This window comes from Tardiphaga sp., assembly GCF_041424195.1.
Classification (GTDB): Bacteria; Pseudomonadota; Alphaproteobacteria; order Rhizobiales; family Xanthobacteraceae; genus Tardiphaga.
In genome coordinates this window covers 129,299-149,615 of sequence record NZ_JBGMOE010000205.1, presented here as the reverse complement: position 1 = coordinate 149,615, position 20,317 = coordinate 129,299, and the positions used below count along the sequence as shown (strand labels likewise).

At 60.7% G+C, this 20,317-nt stretch carries 20 protein-coding genes, 1 tRNA gene and 1 pseudogene; 20 read left to right on the top strand and 2 right to left on the bottom strand.

Going from position 1 to position 20,317, the window contains the following annotated elements:
• The first annotated feature begins 12 nt into the window (after positions 1-12).
• The 9 genes and pseudogenes from fdxH to ACEK02_RS28625 all read left to right on the top strand — a co-directional run bounded on the left by fdxH (position 13) and on the right by ACEK02_RS28625 (position 7,730).
• On the top strand, positions 13-954 hold the full coding sequence (gene fdxH / locus ACEK02_RS28665) for a formate dehydrogenase subunit beta (protein ID WP_371424857.1): 942 nt from the start codon (positions 13-15) through the stop codon (positions 952-954).
• On the top strand, positions 951-1,628 hold the full coding sequence (locus ACEK02_RS28660; protein WP_371424856.1) for a formate dehydrogenase subunit gamma: 678 nt from the start codon (positions 951-953) through the stop codon (positions 1,626-1,628). Before fdxH ends, ACEK02_RS28660 begins: the two co-directional genes overlap by 4 nt.
• Positions 1,629-1,700: 72 nt before the next feature.
• Complete coding sequence (fdhE, locus tag ACEK02_RS28655) at positions 1,701-2,618, top strand: formate dehydrogenase accessory protein FdhE (RefSeq protein ID WP_371424855.1); 918 nt, start codon at positions 1,701-1,703, stop codon at positions 2,616-2,618.
• 8 nt (positions 2,619-2,626) lie between these two features.
• On the top strand, positions 2,627-4,045 hold the full coding sequence (gene selA, locus ACEK02_RS28650) for an L-seryl-tRNA(Sec) selenium transferase (protein ID WP_371424854.1): 1,419 nt from the start codon (positions 2,627-2,629) through the stop codon (positions 4,043-4,045).
• Complete coding sequence (locus ACEK02_RS28645; protein WP_371424853.1) at positions 4,032-4,820, top strand: tetratricopeptide repeat protein; 789 nt, start codon at positions 4,032-4,034, stop codon at positions 4,818-4,820. Before selA ends, ACEK02_RS28645 begins: the two co-directional genes overlap by 14 nt.
• A pseudogene (selB, locus tag ACEK02_RS28640) lies at positions 4,784-6,649 on the top strand (selenocysteine-specific translation elongation factor); the annotation flags it as partial. The gene ACEK02_RS28645 and the pseudogene selB, both read left to right, overlap by 37 nt.
• Positions 6,650-6,775: 126 nt before the next feature.
• Positions 6,776-6,871, top strand: a tRNA-Sec gene (locus tag ACEK02_RS28635).
• Between the two features lie 18 nt (positions 6,872-6,889).
• A complete protein-coding gene (locus ACEK02_RS28630; protein ID WP_371424852.1) occupies positions 6,890-7,351 on the top strand; it encodes a hypothetical protein in 462 nt (153 codons plus the stop codon).
• Positions 7,338-7,730, top strand: a complete 393-nt coding sequence (locus tag ACEK02_RS28625) for a hypothetical protein (protein WP_371424851.1) — start codon at positions 7,338-7,340, stop codon at positions 7,728-7,730. Before ACEK02_RS28630 ends, ACEK02_RS28625 begins: the two co-directional genes overlap by 14 nt.
• A gap of 1 nt (position 7,731) precedes the next feature.
• Here ACEK02_RS28625 and ACEK02_RS28620 read toward each other — a convergent pair whose 3' ends face one another.
• Positions 7,732-8,181: a hypothetical protein gene (locus ACEK02_RS28620; protein WP_371424850.1), complete on the bottom strand. Its 450-nt coding sequence runs from the start codon at positions 8,179-8,181 to the stop codon at positions 7,732-7,734.
• Positions 8,182-8,223: 42 nt separating this feature from the next.
• On the opposite strand from ACEK02_RS28620, the gene ACEK02_RS28615 reads away from it, so the two are divergent.
• The 11 genes from ACEK02_RS28615 (at position 8,224) to ACEK02_RS28565 (ending at position 19,765) form a co-directional block, all read left to right on the top strand.
• Positions 8,224-8,871: a hydrolase gene (locus ACEK02_RS28615; protein WP_089267975.1), complete on the top strand. Its 648-nt coding sequence runs from the start codon at positions 8,224-8,226 to the stop codon at positions 8,869-8,871.
• A gap of 31 nt (positions 8,872-8,902) precedes the next feature.
• Positions 8,903-9,193 (top strand): XapX domain-containing protein, encoded by a 291-nt coding sequence (locus ACEK02_RS28610; RefSeq protein ID WP_371424849.1) that lies wholly within the window; start codon positions 8,903-8,905, stop codon positions 9,191-9,193.
• A gap of 63 nt (positions 9,194-9,256) precedes the next feature.
• Positions 9,257-11,143, top strand: a complete 1,887-nt coding sequence (locus ACEK02_RS28605; RefSeq protein ID WP_371424848.1) for an amidohydrolase — start codon at positions 9,257-9,259, stop codon at positions 11,141-11,143.
• Positions 11,140-11,562, top strand: a complete 423-nt coding sequence (locus tag ACEK02_RS28600) for a DoxX family protein (RefSeq protein ID WP_371424847.1) — start codon at positions 11,140-11,142, stop codon at positions 11,560-11,562. Before ACEK02_RS28605 ends, ACEK02_RS28600 begins: the two co-directional genes overlap by 4 nt.
• Before the next feature lie 17 nt (positions 11,563-11,579).
• On the top strand, positions 11,580-13,193 hold the full coding sequence (locus ACEK02_RS28595) for an MFS transporter (protein WP_371424846.1): 1,614 nt from the start codon (positions 11,580-11,582) through the stop codon (positions 13,191-13,193).
• A gap of 20 nt (positions 13,194-13,213) precedes the next feature.
• Positions 13,214-14,119: a glyoxalase gene (locus tag ACEK02_RS28590; protein ID WP_371424845.1), complete on the top strand. Its 906-nt coding sequence runs from the start codon at positions 13,214-13,216 to the stop codon at positions 14,117-14,119.
• Entirely contained in the window at positions 14,088-15,521 is a 1,434-nt protein-coding gene (locus ACEK02_RS28585; RefSeq protein WP_371424844.1) for an alginate export family protein, read from the top strand. The genes ACEK02_RS28590 and ACEK02_RS28585 overlap by 32 nt, the downstream gene beginning before the upstream one ends.
• 126 nt (positions 15,522-15,647) lie before the next feature.
• Positions 15,648-16,802 (top strand): histidine kinase dimerization/phosphoacceptor domain -containing protein, encoded by a 1,155-nt coding sequence (locus tag ACEK02_RS28580; RefSeq protein WP_371424843.1) that lies wholly within the window; start codon positions 15,648-15,650, stop codon positions 16,800-16,802.
• Entirely contained in the window at positions 16,799-17,941 is a 1,143-nt protein-coding gene (locus tag ACEK02_RS28575) for a sensor histidine kinase (RefSeq protein WP_371424842.1), read from the top strand. Before ACEK02_RS28580 ends, ACEK02_RS28575 begins: the two co-directional genes overlap by 4 nt.
• A complete protein-coding gene (locus ACEK02_RS28570; protein ID WP_371424841.1) occupies positions 17,938-18,579 on the top strand; it encodes a response regulator transcription factor in 642 nt (213 codons plus the stop codon). The genes ACEK02_RS28575 and ACEK02_RS28570 overlap by 4 nt, the downstream gene beginning before the upstream one ends.
• 142 nt (positions 18,580-18,721) lie before the next feature.
• The gene (locus ACEK02_RS28565; protein ID WP_371424840.1) at positions 18,722-19,765 is read left to right on the top strand and encodes a helix-turn-helix domain-containing protein; all 1,044 of its coding nucleotides are present in this window, start codon (positions 18,722-18,724) and stop codon (positions 19,763-19,765) included.
• A 206-nt stretch (positions 19,766-19,971) separates the two neighbouring features.
• Here the strand turns inward: ACEK02_RS28565 and ACEK02_RS28560 are convergent, their stop codons facing one another.
• Positions 19,972-20,181, bottom strand: a complete 210-nt coding sequence (locus ACEK02_RS28560; protein ID WP_371424839.1) for a hypothetical protein — start codon at positions 20,179-20,181, stop codon at positions 19,972-19,974.
• Positions 20,182-20,317: the final 136 nt, after the last annotated feature.

Here is a 20,317-nt window from a genome sequence, read left to right as displayed (position 1 = left end):
GGAGGCACGTACATGTTTCCTCCGCTTCCGAACCCAACCGTAAAGCCGACGCCTGCTCAATTTGGCGAGCAGGATCTGGTTCGTCGTTCGGCGTCGAGCGTGCCTGCACCGGAGCGGCAACTCACGTCTGTGGCGAAATTGATCGATACGTCCAAGTGTATCGGTTGCAAGGCGTGTCAAGCCGCGTGCCTTGAGTGGAATGATCTGCGCGAAAAGGTCGGATACAATTCTGGCGTCCTGGACGATCCGCTCGATCTCACGCCGGCCAGTCTGACCGTCATGCGGTTCAGCGAGTGGATCAATCCCGAGACACAAAATCTCGAATGGCTGATCCGCAAGGATGGCTGCATGCATTGCGCAGATCCAGGCTGCCTCAAGGCGTGTCCGGCTCCCGGCGCGATCGTGCAGTATTCCAACGGCATTGTCGATTTCGACCACGATAAATGCATTGGTTGCGGGTATTGCATCAAGGGATGCCCCTTCAACATCCCGCGCATCTCCCAGGTAGACCACAAGGCGTACAAGTGCACGCTCTGTTCGGATCGCGTCGCCGTCGGACAAGGCCCGGCCTGTGCGAAGGCCTGTCCTACCCAAGCAATCGTCTTCGGCACCAAGGAAGAGATGAAGCAGCACGCCGAGGGCCGCATCAAGGATCTCAAGTCACGCGGCTTCAAGAATGCCGGTCTTTACGATCCACCGGGCGTAGGCGGAACTCATGTCATGTACGTGCTGCATCACGCCGACAAACCGGAGATTTACGCGAATCTTGCAAAGGACCCGAGGATCAGCCCGGTCGTTGAATTGTGGAAGGGTGTGACGAAGTATGCAGGTCTTGCCGCGATGGGTGGTTTCGCGATGTTCGGTTTCCTTCACTATCTGATTTCGGGTCCCAACAAGGTTTCCGAAGAGGATGAAGAGAAAGCTGAGCAATTGACCAGGAGTGACGTGTCATGACCGCTTATGATGTTGAACGGGGTGATGCCGTTCACCCCGGTAAGCCGGTCACGGTCGACCGCTATACCGGCGGTGCGCGCATCAACCACTGGATCACGGCGACGTGCCTGGTCCTGTTGGCCTTGTCCGGACTCGCATTGTTTCATCCGAGCCTGTTTTTCCTGACCGGGCTGTTCGGTGGCGGACAGTGGACGCGTGCGATCCATCCCTGGATCGGTGTTGTGCTGTTTTTCAGCTTTACCGGCCTGTTCATTCGGTTCTGGCGGGCGAACCTGTGGAAGGCTGAGGACGGCACCTGGCTCGCGCGGCTCAAGGATGTTCTGACCGGCCACGAAGAACGCTTGCCGGAGGTTGGCAAATACAATGCCGGTCAGAAAGCGGTTTTCTGGGGGATGTCGTTTCTCATCCTGATTCTGATCGCGAGCGGTTTTGTGATCTGGGACCAGTACTTCGCTGCATATTCGACGATCGACCAGAAGCGTATCGCCGTTCTCGTCCATGCAGTCGCCGCGGTGACTATCATCTGCGTCTGGATCGTGCACGTCTATGCAGCCATCTGGGTGCGCGGCACGATCAGCGCGATGACACGAGGCCGCGTCACCGGCGGGTGGGCATGGCGGCACCACCGGAAATGGCTACGGGAATTGGTCGGAGGGAAGGGACGTCGTTCTTGATCGCGGGTTATATCATGTCGGCTTAGGGAGTTGTCGAGGTGCACGTGGCCCGGCGGGTTCGTGAGGTCATTGATGGATAAGGTTGACGCGCCTGGGCATGACGCTGTGCCGATCGGCGAGATCGCCGAGCCGCCGTTTGCGCGTCTCCCCGATCCGTCGACGCTATTTCAACTCAGAGCAGAGCGTTTCCGCGATCTGGCTGCGGGAAGTGAACTGGCTCCCTTTCTCTGTTTTCTAGCAGACCTTTCGTCATCTCAGCACGGGTTGCAGGACGGTCTGCCTGACGTTGACCTCCCGATCTCCGAGGATCGCGAGCGCGCACGCGCCCATGGGATGCCGCCGCTTGATCGCAACCGCTTCACGATCGATACCGCTTTTGATGCAACGCTCGGTCGCTTGTTGCAGGCAGTCGCGCTGATCGAAATGCCGGACACTGCCAGGACTGCACTGGCGCGTGTTACCGACGCGGATTCCGAAGCGCGGATCCGCATGGCGCGGGCTGTGCTCGCGAACGAAATTCCCGTCGAGGAATTTGCCGAGCATGTCTTTATCGCGGCAGCTTTGCAGGTTCACTATGCTCGCCTGGCTTCACGGCTGGACCCGAAAAAGCTCGTTCCGGTCGGTGACGGCATATGTCCGAGCTGCGGCGGAGCCCCCGTTGCGTCAATGGTTGTGGGATGGCGTGGCGCGCATGGCGCAAGGTATTGCGCGTGTTCCATGTGCGCGACGCAGTGGCACTATGTCAGGATAAAATGCACGCTGTGCAATTCAACCGAGGGCATTTCCTACCGCGAGATCGAGGGAGGGGATGGAACCGTCCTTGCGGAAACCTGCGAGTCATGCCGGGGTTACGTTAAGATTCTGCACCAGCACAAAAAACAAGAGCTTGATCCCATGGCCGACGATGTCGCCAGCCTCGGACTGGATCTCTTGCTGCGGGAGGAAGATTACCACCGCGGCGGCCTCAACCTCTTCCTGCTTGGCTATTGAGGCAAGTCATGGAGAAAACCGTATTCGCTAACCTGCGCGGACTTCCCTCGGTGGACGGGGTGCTCAAGACTGCGGTTGCGGCTGATGCGATCAGGCGCTTCGGCAGGTCGGCGGTCGTCGGCGCAGTCCGTCATGTGATCTCTCAATCCCGCGCAAACGGGGCCGTGCCGGACCGGCCGGAGGAGGTGACCGCAGCGGCTGTTTCACTGCTCGAAGCGCAGGAGCGGCCGAAGCTCCGGCCTGTGTTCAATCTGACCGGAACTGTCCTGCACACCAATCTTGGCCGCGCTGTTCTTGCCGAATCCGCGATCGAGGCTGCGGTTACCGCGATGCGCTCGGCGATGGCGCTCGAATTCGATCTTGAGAACGGCCGGCGTGGCGAGCGCGACGATCACCTGCGTGACCTCTTGTGCGAACTCACCGGCGCCGAGGATGCGACTGTTGTCAACAACAATGCCGCGGCGGTTCTGATCGTGCTCAACACGCTTGCGCATCGGCGCGAAACAATTGTTTCGCGCGGGGAGTTGATCGAAATCGGCGGGGCGTTTCGGATGCCCGAGATCATGTCCCGTGCGGGCACGAAACTCGTCGAGGTCGGGACGACCAACCGCACACACACAAGAGATTATGTTGGAGCGATCGGCGCGAAGACGGGAATTATCTTCAAGGTTCACACCTCGAATTATCGGATCGAAGGTTTCACCAGGGAAGTCAGTGCCCGCGAACTGGCGACGCTGGCCTCTGAACGCAAGATCCCGATGGTCCACGATCTGGGGTCGGGAACGCTAGTCGATCTTGCGCAGCTCGGCCTTGCCCATGAGCCGACAGTCGCTGAGGCGATTGCGGATGGCGCCGATGTCGTAACCTTCTCCGGCGACAAGTTGCTGGGCGGTCCGCAGGCCGGATTCATCGTGGGATCTAAGGATTTGATCGCCGCCATCAATCGCAATCCGATGAAGCGGGCCCTGCGTCTGGACAAGATGCGGATTGCCGCGATTGAAGCGACGCTGAAACTCTATCGCGACCCGGACAGGCTTGCCGAGCGGCTTCCCACTATCCGGCTGTTGTCGCTTTCCCAATCGGCTGTTGAAGCGCGTTCGCGCCGGCTGCTGCCAGATGTGCAGGCAGCGGTCGGCCCATTGTTTTCCGTTGAGGTTACGGCCTGCGAAAGCCAGATCGGTTCGGGAGCTTTGCCGCTGGTCACCATACCGAGCGCCGGCCTCGCCATCCGCTCGTCGTCGGCGCGTGGTGCGGGGCGTCTCCTGAAACGCCTGGCAAAAGAGTTGCGCGATCTCGATATTCCTGTGGTCGGAAGAATCGAGGAGCAGGCGCTGGTTCTCGACCTGCGATGCCTTGATGACGAACCCGCGTTCGCAAGGAATCTCGAATCGCTCGACCTTTCGGAGAAAAGCGATGAGAGCGCCTGACGCCGTTGCTCGGACGATCGATGCGCAATCGGTTTCGGCTCAGATGGATGCCGCCTCTGAAGCCGCGAACCGCGGAGATTATCCGAGGGCCCTCGAAATATGGGGACCGCTCGCGCACGCCGGAGTAGCCCGGGCGCAGGCCCATATCGGAACATGCTTTGCCGAAGGCCTGGGTGTCGAGCCGGATTTCGTGCTCGCAGCAAACTGGCTGACATTGTCGGCGGAGGCAGGTGATCCGGCGGGGCAACGAAATCTGGCTGCCCTCTATTTCAGGGGAGACGGCGTCAAGGAGGATTTCAGGCGCGCGGCCGCGCTCTATCGCTCCGCCGCGGAGGCAGGCGATGGGCCAGCGCAGGACATGTTGAGCTGGATGCTGCTCGAAGGAGAAGTGATTGTTCACGATTATGCTGATGCGCGGAAATGGGCATTGGCGGCCGCCGAACAGAACATCGCCTCATCCATGACCCGTCTTGGCATGCTCTATCATAACGCCATTGGCGTCGAGCGCGATCCTGCGCTGGCGGTTTACTGGTGGCGTCGGGGTGCAGAGCGTGGAGACGCGGACGGTCAGGCGATGCTCGGGGCCGCATATTATCTCGGAGCCGGCGTCGAACGGCATCCACGCCAAGCTCTGATCTGGCTGTTGCGGGCTCATGCCGGTGCAAGCCCGCTCGCATCGCGATTTCTCACTGCAGCACGCTCGGTCCTTTCGGACTCCGAAGTCGCGGAGGCTGAACAATGCGCGGCGCTGCCGCTACCCGAACCATCATCATGATTATCGGAACCGCGGGCCATATCGATCACGGCAAAACGTCATTGGTGCGTGCACTGACCGGCGTGGAAACGGATCGCCTGAAGGAAGAAAAGGCCCGCGGCATCTCCATCGATCTTGGTTTTGCCTATCTTCCGGCACCGGATGGAACGGTCCTCGGGTTTGTCGACGTTCCGGGCCACGAAAAATTTATTCATAACATGCTCGCAGGAGCCACCGGAATCGATTTCGTGATTCTGGTCGTGGCGGCCGATGACGGGATCAAGCCCCAGACGCTGGAGCATCTGGCGATTGTCGATCTTCTGGGAATCGAGCGAGGCGTTGTCGCGTTGACAAAAACGGACATTGTTTCCCCGTCGCGGCTGGACGGCGTGTCGAGGGAGATCACGCGACTGCTGCAGCAATCGAAGCTGGCCGGCTCTGACATCTTTCGGGTTTCGACCGTTCGCGACGAAGGCATAGCCGAGTTGCGGGATCATTTATTCGATGTCGCCAAGACAATCGGCGCACGAGTGTCTTCGGACCTTTTTCGCCTTGCTGTCGATCGATCTTTCACGCTTCCCGGCACAGGAACTATCGTCACGGGCACGGTTCTGTCCGGAGCCGTATCGAACGGCGATCACGTGATGATTTCTCCCCCCGGTGTGACGGCTCGCGTGCGCTCCGTTCATGCGCAGAGCCGTCCATGCGCGCGCGGCATTGCCGGTCAGCGTTGTGCTCTCAATCTGGCGGGAGAGGGTATCAGCAAGGACGCGATTACCCGCGGTGACATGGTGCTTGACCAGAGGCTGCATGCACCGACAAACCGAATTGATGTGGAGTTACAGCTGCTCGCTTCAGAGGCCAAGCCAGTCACGCAATGGATGCCCCTCCATCTCTTTCATGCGTCCGTGGACGCCGGGGCGCGTCTGGTTTTGCTGGAAGATACGCTGCTAGTGCCAGGTCAAACTGGTGTGGTGCAGCTTGTGCTGGATCGGCCCATTGCCGCAGCGGTCGGGGATAGATTCGTTGTGCGCGACACCACCGGCCAGCGGACAATCGGCGGCGGGAAATTTCTGGATCTGCGCGCCCCGGCCCGCAAGCGGCGGTCGCCGGAGCGGATGGCTCAATTGCGTGCTTGCCATATCGATGATCCCGAGGTGGCGCTGGCGGCCTTGCTTGAGATCCCGCCGTGGTTTGTCGAACTGTCGGCGTTTGCGCGTGACCGCGTTCTTTCGGAGAATGGCGTTCAGGAAATCGTCGATCACTTGTCCGCTGTCACTTCGCGCACAGCCGGCGGTGTATTCGCCATGTCCGCACCGGTATGGATTGAGTTCAAGCGAAGTTTGCTCGCGACGCTGCAGGCATTCCATGCGGATAACCCCGATTTACAGGGTATCGGTCTCGAGCGCTTGAGGATGCAGCTTGAGCCGCGTCTGCCGGCACCGGTGCTGCTTTCGATTCTCGGCGGACTTGTCCGCAGCAAGGAGATCGCTCTGGATGGGGCATGGGTGCGCCTGGCTGGGCATGAAGTGCGCCTGACCGTCGAGGATGAAAAACTCTGGCCGAGGATAGCGATGTTGCTTTCCGGTTCGGAGCGTTTTCGTCCACCAAGGGTGCGTGACATTGCAGGCGTGCTGGGATCGCATGAAACCGACATACGGCGCTTGTTGAAACTGCTTGGGCGTATGGGCCGAGTCGATGAGGTCGCACACGATCATTTCTTCTTGCGGGAGACGGTTGCCGAAATGGTCCGGATTGTCGCAGGCCTGAGCCAGAGCCAGCCGCTTGGTCAGTTCACAGCATCGCAGTTTCGCGATCAGGTGGACAATGGCCGCAAAGTCGCGATCCAGATCCTTGAATTCTTCGATCGTCACGGCGTAACGCTTCGCCGAGGCGATCTTCGCCGCGTTAATAGGCATCGGCTCGATTTGTTCGGCAGAACGATAGAAGCCGCTCCTGACAACGCTTCGAATTTTGGAAGGGAAGCGTCCCCGGTGGGGCGTCCGGACTTCAAATCCGGGAGGGGCCGCGAGCCGGTCCTTGGTGGGTTCGACTCCCTCTCTCTTCCGCCACGCTAGAAAGGAAATGCGATGGATCCCGCAGCATCCTTCATTGACGTGCTGAAACTATCAGCGGATCGAAGCTCTGTGGCGGAGGACGAGTTTCGCCGCAGTATCGCCGAGCGGATGAAAGAGCTGGAGAAACAGCGTTCCTTCGCATTTCGAAGACTGAATCTCATGAAGGAGCTCTCCGGCGTCATTGCCCAGGCTGAAAGCGAAGAAATTGCGGTCGCGGTCGCGACCGCCGTTCTGCGTCCAAAACTGGGGTGGGTGAATGACAGTGAAGCCCGGAGTGAGGTCCTGTCACGCTTTGCGCCGGTCGCTCAGGCCATGTTTGCGAGTCTCGTGCCCAGCGCAGATGACAACGAAGAGAAGCCCGATGTGATCGAGTCTCTCCGCGAATTCGAAACCTGGTACGCGGCAACGCATCCAAATCCGTTCTGGGTCCTGTTTGAGAATTACATGCCGGAGACGCCCGTTGTCGATTTCTGACGCAATTCTCACTGATTTCGATCGCTGGATCGCTACGGAATTTTCGAAGACGGGGGCATTCACAGCGTTCGTGGTTCTGATTGAGATCGCTGAGAATAAAGTCACTCCGCTGTGCTCAACTTATTTTAACGTGATCGGCGATGACGTCGACTGGAGTGGAATCACGGTTCTGTTCGCTGGAGCGGGACGGGAATGGGATGGCGCTGCTTTCTTTCCGAACGTGGCTCCTTTCGGTGGGCCATTGGACAATTCTGTCGCGCGCCTGCAGTTGCGTGGACTTGAGGAGCGGCTTGATGATGACCGTTTGGTGCTGAATGAAGGGCACTGTTTCGACAAATGGGGACGAAGAATGAAGATTGAGGAAGTCGAAGGGGAATGATTCACGCTTGGTGCGCGTTGGAGGGATTGAACGACTGAACGATTGCCCGCCGCCGAATTTGCCCCATCGCGACCTGTGGCATCCTCTTCGGGCAGGAATTGCCGTCAATGAGGCTTGCCGCGTCGAAACGCTCCAGAAGAAATTGGGACACGAAATCATCCTCACGGAAGCAGTGGCGCGCCATATCGATGGTGCCCCGTTCCGGCTGGGTGAGCATCCGTTGAAGGGAGTGTCGGCCCGAGGTCGCTGTTCTGCCCCGATCAATGATTGAGGCAATAACGATGCGACCGGCCGGTCGGCGCGTGTGCCAAAATACAAAGGCCAGCACTTTTGGGCAAGACGTGGGTGAAGCGATGTACCAATAGTCCCGTGCTTCCATGCTCGCCGAAGCGAGTTGGCGGAAGCTCACTGAGGAGCGCCTCATCGAAAACATCGAGGCGACGAGATCCATTCAGGGCGAAGCCGCTGTAACCACAATCACGGAGAAGATTAAATGTCGTTCCAAGAGATGCTGACGCCTCAGAACAGCGCCATCGCGCTGATCGATTTTCAGCCCGCGATGTTCCAGGGCGTCCAGTCGCATGATCGTCTTGTCACATTGAACAACGTCCAGATTCTTGCAAAAGCTGCGAAGCTCTTCAAGATTCCGACCGTTCTCACCACCGTCGCGGCAGAGTCATTTTCCGGCCCGTTCATCCCCGAGGTGGTGTCGCTGTTCCCGGGACAGGAAATCATCGATCGCACCTCGATGAATTCGTGGCTCGATCCGAACTTCCGCAAGGCCGTCGCCGCCACCGGCCGCAAGAAATTCGTGATCGCCGGTTTGTGGACCGAAGCCTGCGTGATCTTCCCGACCCTGGACATGCTGCGCGAAGGCTTTGAAATCTACATCGCTGCCGACGCCTGCGGCGATCTCTCGCCGGAAGCCCATGAGCGCGCCATGCAGCGCGCGATCCAGGCCGGCGCTGTGCCGATCACGTCCTCGCAATATGCCTACGAGCTGCAGCAGGACTGGGCGCGCAGCGAGACCTATGAAGGCATGATGGACATCCAGCGTGCACATTCGCCCTATGGCATCCAGATCCGCTTTTCGAAGTGGGCGCTGGGCGAGCACGCCTCCGAAGGCGGCCCGGCCAAGTAAGCCGTCACGTCAAACAACCGAGGACAACGACATGAAAGCGCACATGATCTCACTGGGCGCAGGCCTGCTGGTGGGCGTCATCTACAGTCTGATCAATGTGCGCTCTCCGGCGCCACCGGTGGTGGCGCTGGTTGGCCTGCTCGGCATTCTCGTCGGCGAGCAATTGCCGCCACTGGTGCGGAGCATCTGGCAGAAGGAGCCGGTGGTGCAGTCCTGGCTCGAACAGGTGAAGCCACACATGTTCGGCCATCTGCCGAAGGGCCAGCGCTCCGATACGCGTGTTGTGGCCGAGAAAGCGCCGCAGCCGCCCGCCGGCGGCTAGTCGCCGGAAGATGCGTCACGATCAGATCGACCGTTCAATTCACGACCGCCGAAGGAGCTCCCAATGACCGAGCCGCAGACCCCCGATCTCATTCTCCATCGTGGCCTGTTCACGACGCTCGATCGCTCCAATCCCGTCGCCAGCGCGGTGGCCATCAAGGATGGCCGCTTCACTCATGTCGGCCACGACGCAGAGATTCTGCCGCTCGCTGGACCGAAGACGAAGGTCGTCGACCTCAAGGGCCAGCGCGTGCTGCCTGGCCTGATCGACAATCACCTGCACATCATTCGCGGTGGTCTGAACTTTAACATGGAGCTTCGCTGGGATGGTGTGCGCTCGCTGTCCGACGCCATGAGCATGCTGAAGCGTCAGGTCGCCATCACGCCGCCGCCGCAATGGGTGCGCGTGGTCGGTGGCTTCACCGAACATCAATTCGCCGAGAAGCGGCTGCCGACCATCGATGAGCTCAATGCTGTCGCACCGGATACGCCGGTATTCCTGCTGCATCTCTATGATCGCGCTTTGCTCAATGGCGCCGCATTGCGTGCCGTCGGCTACACCAGGGACACGCCCAATCCGCCGGGCGGCGAAATCATCCGCGACGCCAACGGTAACCCGAACGGGCTGCTGCTCGCCAAGCCCAATGCCGGCATTCTCTATGCGACTTTGGCCAAGGGGCCGAAGCTGCCGTTCGACTATCAGGTCAATTCGACCCGTCACTTCATGCGCGAGCTCAATCGCCTCGGCGTCACTGGCGCGATCGACGCCGGCGGTGGCTTCCAGAATTATCCGGACGATTACGCCGTCATCCAGAAGCTGCATGACGAGAACCAGCTCACCATTCGTCTGGCTTACAACCTCTTCACCCAGAAGCCGAAGGGCGAGAAGGACGATTTCCTGAACTGGACCAAGACGTCGAAATACAAGCAGGGTGACGACTACTTCCGCCATAACGGCGCCGGCGAAATGCTGGTATTCTCGGCCGCCGATTTCGAGGATTTCCGCCAGCCGCGCCCGGATATGGAGCCGGAGATGGAAGGCGAACTCGAGGAGGTCGTGCGGGTCCTCGTCCAGAACAAATGGCCTTGGCGCATGCATGCGACCTATGACGAGACCATCAGCCGCGCACTGGATGTGTTCGAGCGCGTCAATCAGGAGATGCCGCTGGAAGGGCTGAACTGGTTCTTCGATCACGCCGAGACGATCTCGGATCAGTCCATCGATCGCATTGCTGCATTGGGCGGCGGCATCGCGGTGCAGCACCGCATGGCCTATCAGGGCGAATATTTCGTCGAGCGCTACGGCCATGGTGCGGCCGAAGCCACGCCGCCGGTGTCGAAGATGCTCGCCAAGGGCGTCAAGGTGTCCGCCGGCACCGATGCGACGCGCGTCGCGTCCTATAATCCCTGGGTGTCGCTGTCCTGGCTGGTCACGGGCCGCACCGTTGGCGGCATGCAGCTCTATCCGCAGCGCAACTGCCTCGACCGCGAAACGGCATTGCGGATGTGGACCGAAAACGTGACGTGGTTCTCGAACGAAGAAGGCAAGAAGGGCCGTATCCAGGTTGGCCAGCTCGCCGATATCGTCGTACCCGATCGCGACTTCTTCTCCTGCGCGGAGAACGAGATTGCCGACACCAGCGCAGTGCTGACAATCGTCGGCGGCAAGGTTGTCTTTGCCGCCGGTGATTTCGCCAGGCTCGACGAGAATGCGCCGCCGCCGGCGATGCCGGACTGGTCACCTGTGCGCACCTTCGGCGGCTACGGCGCTTGGGCTGCGCCCGATGCGAATCGACAGGTCGTCGCTCAAAAGATGGCGATGAGCTGCGGCTGTGCCAATTCGTGCGGCGTGCATGGTCACGATCATGCCACGGCATGGTCCAGCAAGCTGCCCATCGCCGATCTCAAGAGCTTCTGGGGCGCGCTCGGCTGCGCATGCTGGGCAGTATGATCACGAATCTCGCACGTCGCGTGATCGGTGCGCCCGTTGTGCACTGGCTGGGTTTGCTCTGCCTGTGCGCGGCCTATCTGCAGGGTGGGTTGGTGAAGGCGTTCGATCTTCCCGGGGCCATCGCCGAGATGAACCATTTCGGGCTGCAACCCGCGGCGCCCTTCGCATTGGTAACGATCGGGCTCGAACTGGTGGCGTCGCTGTTGATTCTCGGTGGCGTGTTGCGCTGGATCGGCGCACTCTCGCTTGCAGGTTTCACGCTGATGGCGACGTTTCTGGCGAACCGGTTCTGGGAGCTGGCGCCACCGGAGCGTTTCATGAGCGCCAATTCGTTCTTCGAACATATCGGCCTGTGCGGAGGGTTCCTGCTTGTTGCATGGCATGACCTCAATGATCGGGCCGGGAAGGCAAAATTATGAGCAGCCCGGCTCCTCCCATGCCGACCACCAGCGCCTTCGCGCCATTTCGCCAATCCGTCTTTGCGGTGATCTGGGGCGCGACGGTGATGGGCAACACCGGCAGCTTCATGCGCGACGTGGCGAGCTCATGGCTCGTCACCGATCTCTCCGCGGCACCGGCGGCGGTCACCATGATCCAGGCGGCTGGAACGCTGCCGATCTTCCTGTTTGCGATCCCCGCCGGGGTGTTGTCCGATATTCTCGATCGCCGCAAATTCCTGATCGCGGTGCAGGTGCTGCTCGCCTTGGTGAGCGGGATGCTGATGATGCTGTCCCATTACGGGTTGCTGACGGTCAATCTGCTGATCGGGCTGACCTTCATCGGCGGCATCGGCGCCGCACTCGTGGGGCCGGCATGGCAGGCGATCGTGCCGGAGCTCGTGCCGCGGCAGGACATCAAGAGTGCGGTCGCGCTGAATTCGCTGGGCATCAATGTCTCGCGATCGATCGGCCCTGCGGCCGGAGGCATTCTGCTGGCGACATTCGGTGCAGCCGTCACCTATGGCGCCGATGTCATCAGCTACATGTTCGTCATCGCAGCATTGCTGTGGTGGCCGCGCGCCAAGGCCGAGAACGACGTGTTGTCGGAGAAGTTCTTCGGCGCGTTCCGGGCCGGGTTACGCTACACACGCTCCAGCCGGGAGCTGCATGTCGTGCTGCTACGCGCAGCGATCTTCTTTGCATTCTCCAGCTCGATCTGGGCGCTGCTGCCGCTGGTGGCCCGTAATCTGCTGGGTGGCGATGCCAGTTTTTACGGCGTACTGCTTGGTGCGGTCGGCGCAGGCGCGATCGGTGGCGCGCTGGTGCTGCCCCGGTTGCGTGCGAAGCTCGACTCCGACGCGTTGCTGCTGATCGCCGCGCTGTTGTCAGCATGTGTGATGGCCGTCCTGTCCTTCGCGCCGCCGAAATGGGTTGCGCTGCCGGTTCTGTTGCTGCTCGGTTCGGCCTGGATCACGGCGCTGACGACATTCAGCGGCGTCGCGCAGGCGGTGTTGCCCAATTGGGTACGTGGCCGCGGTCTCGCGGTCTACCTGATGGTGTTCAACGGTGCCATGGCCGCCGGAAGCCTCGGCTGGGGCGCGGTGGCCCAAGCGCTGAGCCTGCCGGCGACGCTGCTGGTCAGCGCCTGCGGTCTCGCCGTCGCCGCCTTCATCATGCACAGGGTGAAGCTGCCGACAGGCGAAGCCGATCTCGCGCCGTCCAATTACTGGCCGGAGCCGCTGACGTCGGACGAGGTCGAGCACGACCGCGGTCCCGTCCTGATCCTGATTGAATACAGAATCGCGCGTGAAAACCGTAAGCCGTTCTTCACCGGACTCAAGCGTCTCTCCGAAGCGCGTCGCCGCGACGGCGCCTACGGCTGGGGCATCACCGAGGATGCCGCCGATCCGGAGAAGATCGTCGAATGGTTCCTGGTGGAATCATGGGCGGAGCATCTGCGGCAGCATCACCGCGTCTCGAAGGCTGATGCCGATGTACAGCGCGAGATGACGCAATATCACGTCGGCCCCGATGCCCCCGTGGTCCGGCATTTCCTGACGCTGGATCTGAAGAACCCAATGTTGAATCCCGAACCGGTTAACCAGCACTAGTCGCCACAAGGACTGCCAGGATGCGTTTTCTCAGATTTACTGCCGTCGCTGTCTCCGTCGCCTTGCTATCGGTCGCGCCGCGAGCCGCATGGTCGCGCGAGGCGCCGGCGAAGACCGGTTTTGCGGTCGGCGCACAATATGATACGACGCATGTCTATGTGGCGCCGGACGAGGTTGATCGCTTTGTCGAGAGCTTCCTCGCGACTTTTGGCGGCAAGAGCACCAAGCAGGTCGTGGCCACCGTGACGCCAACGCCAAGCAGCACGACATCGCAGCTTCTGCTGACCCCGGCGGGCTCGGTCTCCGTGTTCGGATTCAAGACGCCGATCCCTTATCCGTTCGGTCATGAGCGTACCGGCTATCTCGTCACCGATATCGATGCGGCCGTCAAAGCCGCGCAAAGCGCGGGCGCCGACGTGCTGGTCAAGACGTTTCCCGATCCGATCGGCCGCGACGTCGTGGTGCAATGGCCGGGCGGCATTAACATGCAGCTCTACTGGCATACGGCGGCGCCGTCCTATGCGGAGCTGCAGACAATCCCGGAGAATCGTGTCTATCTGCCGGCCGGCCGGGCCGACCAGTTCGTGAAGAGCTTTGTCGCTTTCTCGAAAGGCAGCGTTGTCTCCGATACGGCGAAGGCGCCCGGCATAGAGATCGGCCGCCCTGACGATACCTATCGGCGGGTCCGCATCACGTCGAAGTTTGGCAAGATGACTGTACTGGTGACCGACGGCGTGCTTCCTTATCCCTACGGCCATGAGTTGGCCGGTTACGAAGTGCCGTCGCTCGACGAGACGTTGGCCAAGGCGAAGACAGCCGGAGTCGCGGTGCTGGTCGAGCCCTATGTCGCGGATGCACGCCGCGCCGCCCTGGTAAAATTCCCCGGAGGCTATGTTGCCGAGATCCATTCCGCTGTCGGCAAGTAAAGCTTGGGCAGCAACGACCGTGCTGGCCATAAGCGTGGTCGCGGCGCTGCCGTCGCCTGCGCGTGCCGACGACACCGCGTCACCGCCGACACGCCCAAAGATTCTTGCCAACCGCTGGCAGGAAGACTGGTCTGCACTCGCCAATCCGGCGTTGCGCACGCAGCCCTTTGACGCGCTGAAATATATCCCGCTCTTCATCACCGATCCGAAAAGTTACATTTCGCTGGGCGCCAATCTGCGCGAGCGCTTCGAGATCAACGACGCACCTAATTTCGGCGTCGGCAACACGCGTAGCGATTCCTATCTGCTGCAGCGGCTGCAGATGCATATCGATATCCGGTTGAATGAGAACTGGCAGATTTTCACCCAGCTTGAAGATGTGCGAACCATCGACAAGGCAAGTATTTCACCGGTCGATCAGAATCAGCTCGATCTGAGACTGGCCTTTATCGCCTATACCGGCGCGCTGGGGGACGGCACTTTCAAGGCTCGCGTAGGCCGGCAGGATTTTGCTTTCGATCTGCAACGCTTCGTGTCGTCCCGCGACGGGCCGAATGTGCGGCAGTCCTTCGATGCGGTTTGGGCGGATTACGAGACCGGGTTGTGGCGTTTTATCGGCTTTGTCAGCCAGCCGGTGCAATATCGCTTTGGCGATGTGTTCGACGACTTCTCCGGCCAGAATTTCCGCTTTAGTACCGCACGTATCGAACGCAAGGTGTTCGGCGACAACGAACTCTCTGGCTACTACTCGCTGTTCGAGCGGTCGTCTGCGCGTTATCTCGACGCCTTGGGCGAAGAGACCCGCCATGTCTTCGACGTCCGCTTTGCCGGCAATGCCAAGGGCTTCGATTGGGATCTCGAAGCGATGGGCCAGAGCGGTCATGTCGGCGCCAAGGACATCGAAGCCTGGGCGCTGGGTGGCCGCACTGGCTACACATTCTCCAACGTCGCGTGGACGCCGAGGATAGGCTTGCAGGCGGACGCAGCATCGGGCGACGGCCGTGCGGGTGACAACACGATCGGTACGTTCAATCCGCTGTTCCCGAACGGCTACTATTTTTCGCTGGCTGGCTATACCGGCTACGCCAACCTGATCCACCTCAAGCCGACACTGACGGTGAAGCCCATCGCAAATCTGACCGTGACCGCCGGGGTCGGCATGCAATGGCGCCAGACGGTTGCCGATGCTGTCTATGTTCAGCCCAACGTTGCCGTCGCGGGCACGGCCGGGCAGGGCAGCCGCTGGACTGGTGTCTATTCACAGCTTCGCGCGGACTACGTTTTCAACGCCAACCTGACCGGCGCCGTCGAGGCGGTGCATTATGCCGTCGGTGATACTGTGCGGAATGCCGGCGGCCATGACAGCAATTATCTCGGGCTGGAGCTCAAATATGGGTGGTAAACGCGCGCCCCGCCGGCCATGCGAAGGCGGTTTCATTTTATGCCGCCGCAGAATAGGTTACGCGACCGCCCGCCATCGGTCCCATTTGGCGTAATGGTTCGGATGACGCCGACATGAGTGGCTGACATGTGGAATGAACGCGATCGCCTCGCGGCCTTGCATCGATATGATATTCTCGATTCTGCATCTGATGCGGATTTCGCGGACTTCGTGCAGATCGCGTCGGATATCTGCAACACGCCGATCGCTGCCATCAATCTGATCGATGAAGGCCGACACTGGACGCTCAGCGGTATAGCGCATGGCGACCAGGAGCTGCCGCTCAATCATTCGATCTGCGCGCAGGCGATTCGTCAGACCGATCTGTTCGTGGTCCCCGATCTGTCCTCGGATATACGCTTCCAGAACAATCCATTGGTGAGCGGGGGGCCCAGGCTCCGCTTCTATGCCGGCGCGCTGTTGGAGACGCAGAAGGGCCTGCCGATTGGTACCGTCTGCGTGCTCGACCATACGCCGCGTCCGGATGGTCTTTCCGCCCGCCAGCGCTTCACGCTACAGGCGCTCGCGCGGCAGATCATGAACCAGCTCGAGCTTCGGCGCGCGATGATGGACATCACGACCGGAAACGCTGCGCGCGAGAGGCTGGAAGCGTCGCTGAACGAAAAGGAAGCGCTGCTCAAGGAAGTGCATCATCGCGTCAAGAACAACCTGCAGCTTATCAGCAGTCTCTTGAACCTGCAGGCGTCGCGCATCACTGACCCGATCACCGCGGCGCTATTTGCGGACAGCCGCAACCGTGTGCGGTCGATGGCGCTGGTGCACGAAAATCTTTATCGTGCCGGTAACTTCGCAGAGATCGAGATGCAACCCCATGTGCTCAGTCTGTGCACGCATCTGCGCCGCGCCTATGGGCGGGCTCGCGTCGAGATCACGGCCGAAAGTGATGCCGTCACGTTGGATATGGATCGCGCAGTGTCCTGCGGCCTCATCATCAACGAGCTCGTCTCCAATGCGTTCAAACACGCCTTTCCCGGCGAGCGTAGCGGATATATCAAGGTTCGGTTCGGCCGCAGCGACAACGGGACATGCATTCTGACCGTCGCGGATGACGGCATCGGGATGCCCGAGCAGTTCGACTTCATCGAAACCAGATCACTCGGTCTGCAGCTGGTGCGCGATCTCGTCGAGCAGCTGCATGGCACGTTCTCTGTCGACGGCACCGGCGGCACGACTTGTACCCTTACATTCCAGGCGGGTCGTGGCGCGAGGCTCGCGCCATGACAACGCGCGCCCGCGTGATGGTCGTCGAGGACGATCGCATCGTTGCTCGCGATATCAGCGAGCAGCTCGGCCGGATCGGTCATTCCGTGATCGGGGTGACCGCCCGCGGCGAGGCGGCCGTTGAGCTTGCGATCAGCAATCGCCCCGATCTGGTGCTGATGGACATCCGCCTGGAAGGCGAGATCGACGGCATCGATGCCGCCCGGCAGATCCGTGCCAGATGCCAGATCCCGGTGGTGTTCCTCACGGCCTATGCCGATGACGAGACGGTCAGGCGGGCCAGCCAGGCCGAGCCGTTCGGCTATCTGCTGAAGCCGTTCGAGGATCTGCAACTGCGCACCGTGATCGAAATGGCCTTGTACAAGGACCGCGCCGACCGCAAGCTGCGCGAGAGCACGGCAGCGCTTCAGATGGCGCAAGCGGAACTGGCGCGCATGTCGCGGATCACCACGATGGGACAGCTTACCGCGTCCATTGCGCATGAAGTCAATCAGCCGCTGATGGCCGTTGTCATGAATGCCGAGGCCTGCGTGCAATGGCTGAGAGGTGACAAGGCCAATGTCGGTGAAGCCCGCGCCGCTGCGGAGCGCGCCATCGCGGAGGGGCATCGCGCCGGAGCGATCATCCAGCGCGTTCGCGCGATCGCCCGCAACGCGCCCGTGGTGTTCGAGTCGCTCGACCTCAATGAGATGATCGAAGGCGTTCTTTTGATCGCACAGCCGGAGCTGTCGCGACAGGGGATTGCGCTGGACGTTGATCTTCAGCCCGATCAGCCGTCGATTGTTGGCGATCGGGTGCAGTTGCAACAGGTGATGTTGAATCTGGTGTCCAACGCGGCGGATGCCATCAACTCATCGGAGAATCAACAACGGTGTGTGACTGTCGTGTCGGCGATGGACCCACTGGGAGAGGTTTGCGTCACCGTCGAAGATGCGGGGGTGGGTATCGATCCCGATTATCTGGATACGATATTCAATCCGTTCTTCACGACCAAGCAGGATGGTATCGGCATGGGGCTGTCGATCTGCCGTTCCATCATCGATGCCCATGGCGGAAGGCTCTGGGCGGAGCCACGCGTGCCCACTGGCACGCGCTTTCGCTTCACGCTGCCGCCGCGTACGCTGCAGGTGACACCGTGATCGCAAATTCGGAGTCGGTCACCGCAGTTGTCGCCGTCATTGACGATGACCAGGGTATTCGCGAGGCCCTGGACGGCATGCTGCGCTCTGTCGGTCTTCAGGTCGAGTGCTTTGCCTCGGCGCAGGAGTTCCTGGCCAAAGACGACCGGGACAAATTCGGCTGCATCGTTCTCGACGTGCATCTGCCCAACCGTAATGGTCTCGATTTTCTCGACGATCTGGCTGCCCTGCATGTCACGACGCCGGTAATCGTGATTAGCGGCTTTGCCGATGTGCCGATGTCGGTGCGGGCGATGAAGGCCGGCGCCATCGAATTCCTGACCAAGCCCGTTCGCGCGATGGATCTTCTTGCTGCGGTTGAGGCCGCTGTGAAACGCGACCGTGCGACGAAGCAAGCGGCCGAGAAAATCGCCGGCCTCAAGGCGGATTTCGAGACCTTGACGGTCAGGGAGCGCGAGGTGTTCGCATATGTCGCCGCCGGCTTGATGAACAAGCAGATTGCGGCTGCGCTGGACCTGAGCGAGGCCACGATCAAGCTCCACCGCGGCACGGTGATGCGCAAGATGCGTGCGAACTCTGTCGCGGACATCGTCCGGATGGCTGACCGGTTGGGACGTGAACCACCCTCACTCGCCTAGACCAAGGTCTAGTCGGCCTCCACCATGCTCCAATTGTCTTTCTGCATCCGATTCCTCATTCATGGAAGGCATGTAACGTCGGCTATGCGCAACGATGCGTGTGGCTGAATTGAAACCTGCGGCAGTTCGGCGGGACGCATGAATGCGTTCTGACGATCTGCAGCACGCAGCGACAGGGTGTATGATGACGGGTAACCGAATTCCCGACAATGCATCATATGCGGGACCGGTCCGCACGCTTGAGCAGCCGCAGGTCCCGCTCAAGCCGAAATTGAAGATCGATGTGTTCGGCTGTCCTGCCAGCAAGCTCCACAAGGACCAGGAGCTGCGCGGCGCCGGCATCAAGTTCTTCCGCAAGGGCAGCGAGGATCCTCATCTCGGGCAGATTGCGACGGGAGCCGACGATCGCGGCTTCCTGATCGGTGTCTCGCAAGGCCGTGGCCACCGGCGCCGCATTTTCCACGAGCATCACGCAACCAGCCATGAATTCAAGGAAGGCTCGATCTATATCCGCAATCTCGCTGACGATTATCGTGCCGATCTGCAGGGTGCGTTCGATTTTCTCCTGATGGAGGTGTCGCGGCCGTTCCTGATCGAATTGGCGCAGGAGCACGGGTGGTGCGGCGCGGTCGACCTTGCCTGCCGCGCCGGTGACACCGATCCCGTCTTGTTGCGGCTCGTCAGCGTGGTCGAGCCCTTGCTGCAGAAGAGTAGCGAGGCGAGCCCGCTGTTCCTCGACCAGCTCGGAACGACGATCGGCATTCATCTGATCGAGCGATACAACAATGCGACCAGTCTTGAATCCACGTCGCAAGGCGCGGCGTTATCGCGGCCGCAGCTGGCGCTGGCCATCGAAATGCTCAGCAACAACGCTGCCGGCAATGTACGCGTTGCTGATGTTGCAAAGGCCTGCGGGTTGTCGCGCGGCTATTTTATCCGCGGCTTCAAGAAGGCGACGGGCAAGGCGCCTCACCAGTGGATCCTGTCCCATCGCGTCGAGCAGGCCCGAGGCCTTCTGATGAAGGCCGATATGCCGTTGGCCGATGTCGCGCTGGCTTGTGGCTTTGCTGACCAAAGCCACTTCACGCGCGTATTTTCCGGTGCGACGGGACTGCCGCCAGGAGCGTGGCGCCGTGCGGCTGGTGGCGGAGCTCTCGCCGGTTGTCTCTCAGGGCGCGAGAAGTAAAAATATATGGGCGCCTTTTCAGCGCCTTCCCTTGGTTGCGTCAGCTGCTAACGACCGCTGCCGGCACCAAGTGGGCATTCCTTCGAAGTGGTGAGGGAGGCTTAGTGACCGGGGGAACGTCGCACCGCGCAACTGTCGTAGATATCCGTCGATCGCCTCAGATGTCACCGCACCGCCAGCTCTCAAACCGGCTGTCGGGTGCACCGTCAAATCCCGGGATCAAAAATCGGTTCGTGGACACGCCAGGCAAAGATCACCGATGCGGTCAATCCGAATGCAATGATCACATCGGCAGGGATGGAAAATTTAATCCAAAGCGGCAGAAGAGGTGTGATGATCAACGTATGACTCAGGTCGAGAGCGTCCCATGCGTCGCCCAAATAGGTCCATGTGCTGGGAGCCGCCTCGATCTGCATTGCGCCACAGGCAATCAGCGCGTCGTCACCGGAAAACTTGGGATCGCCGGTATGTGGCTTGCCCGTCTTTATACGGGACGACGCGACTGAGGCCGGAATCGCGCTTGAGATTTCGAGGTACCTCCGAAAATTGCGA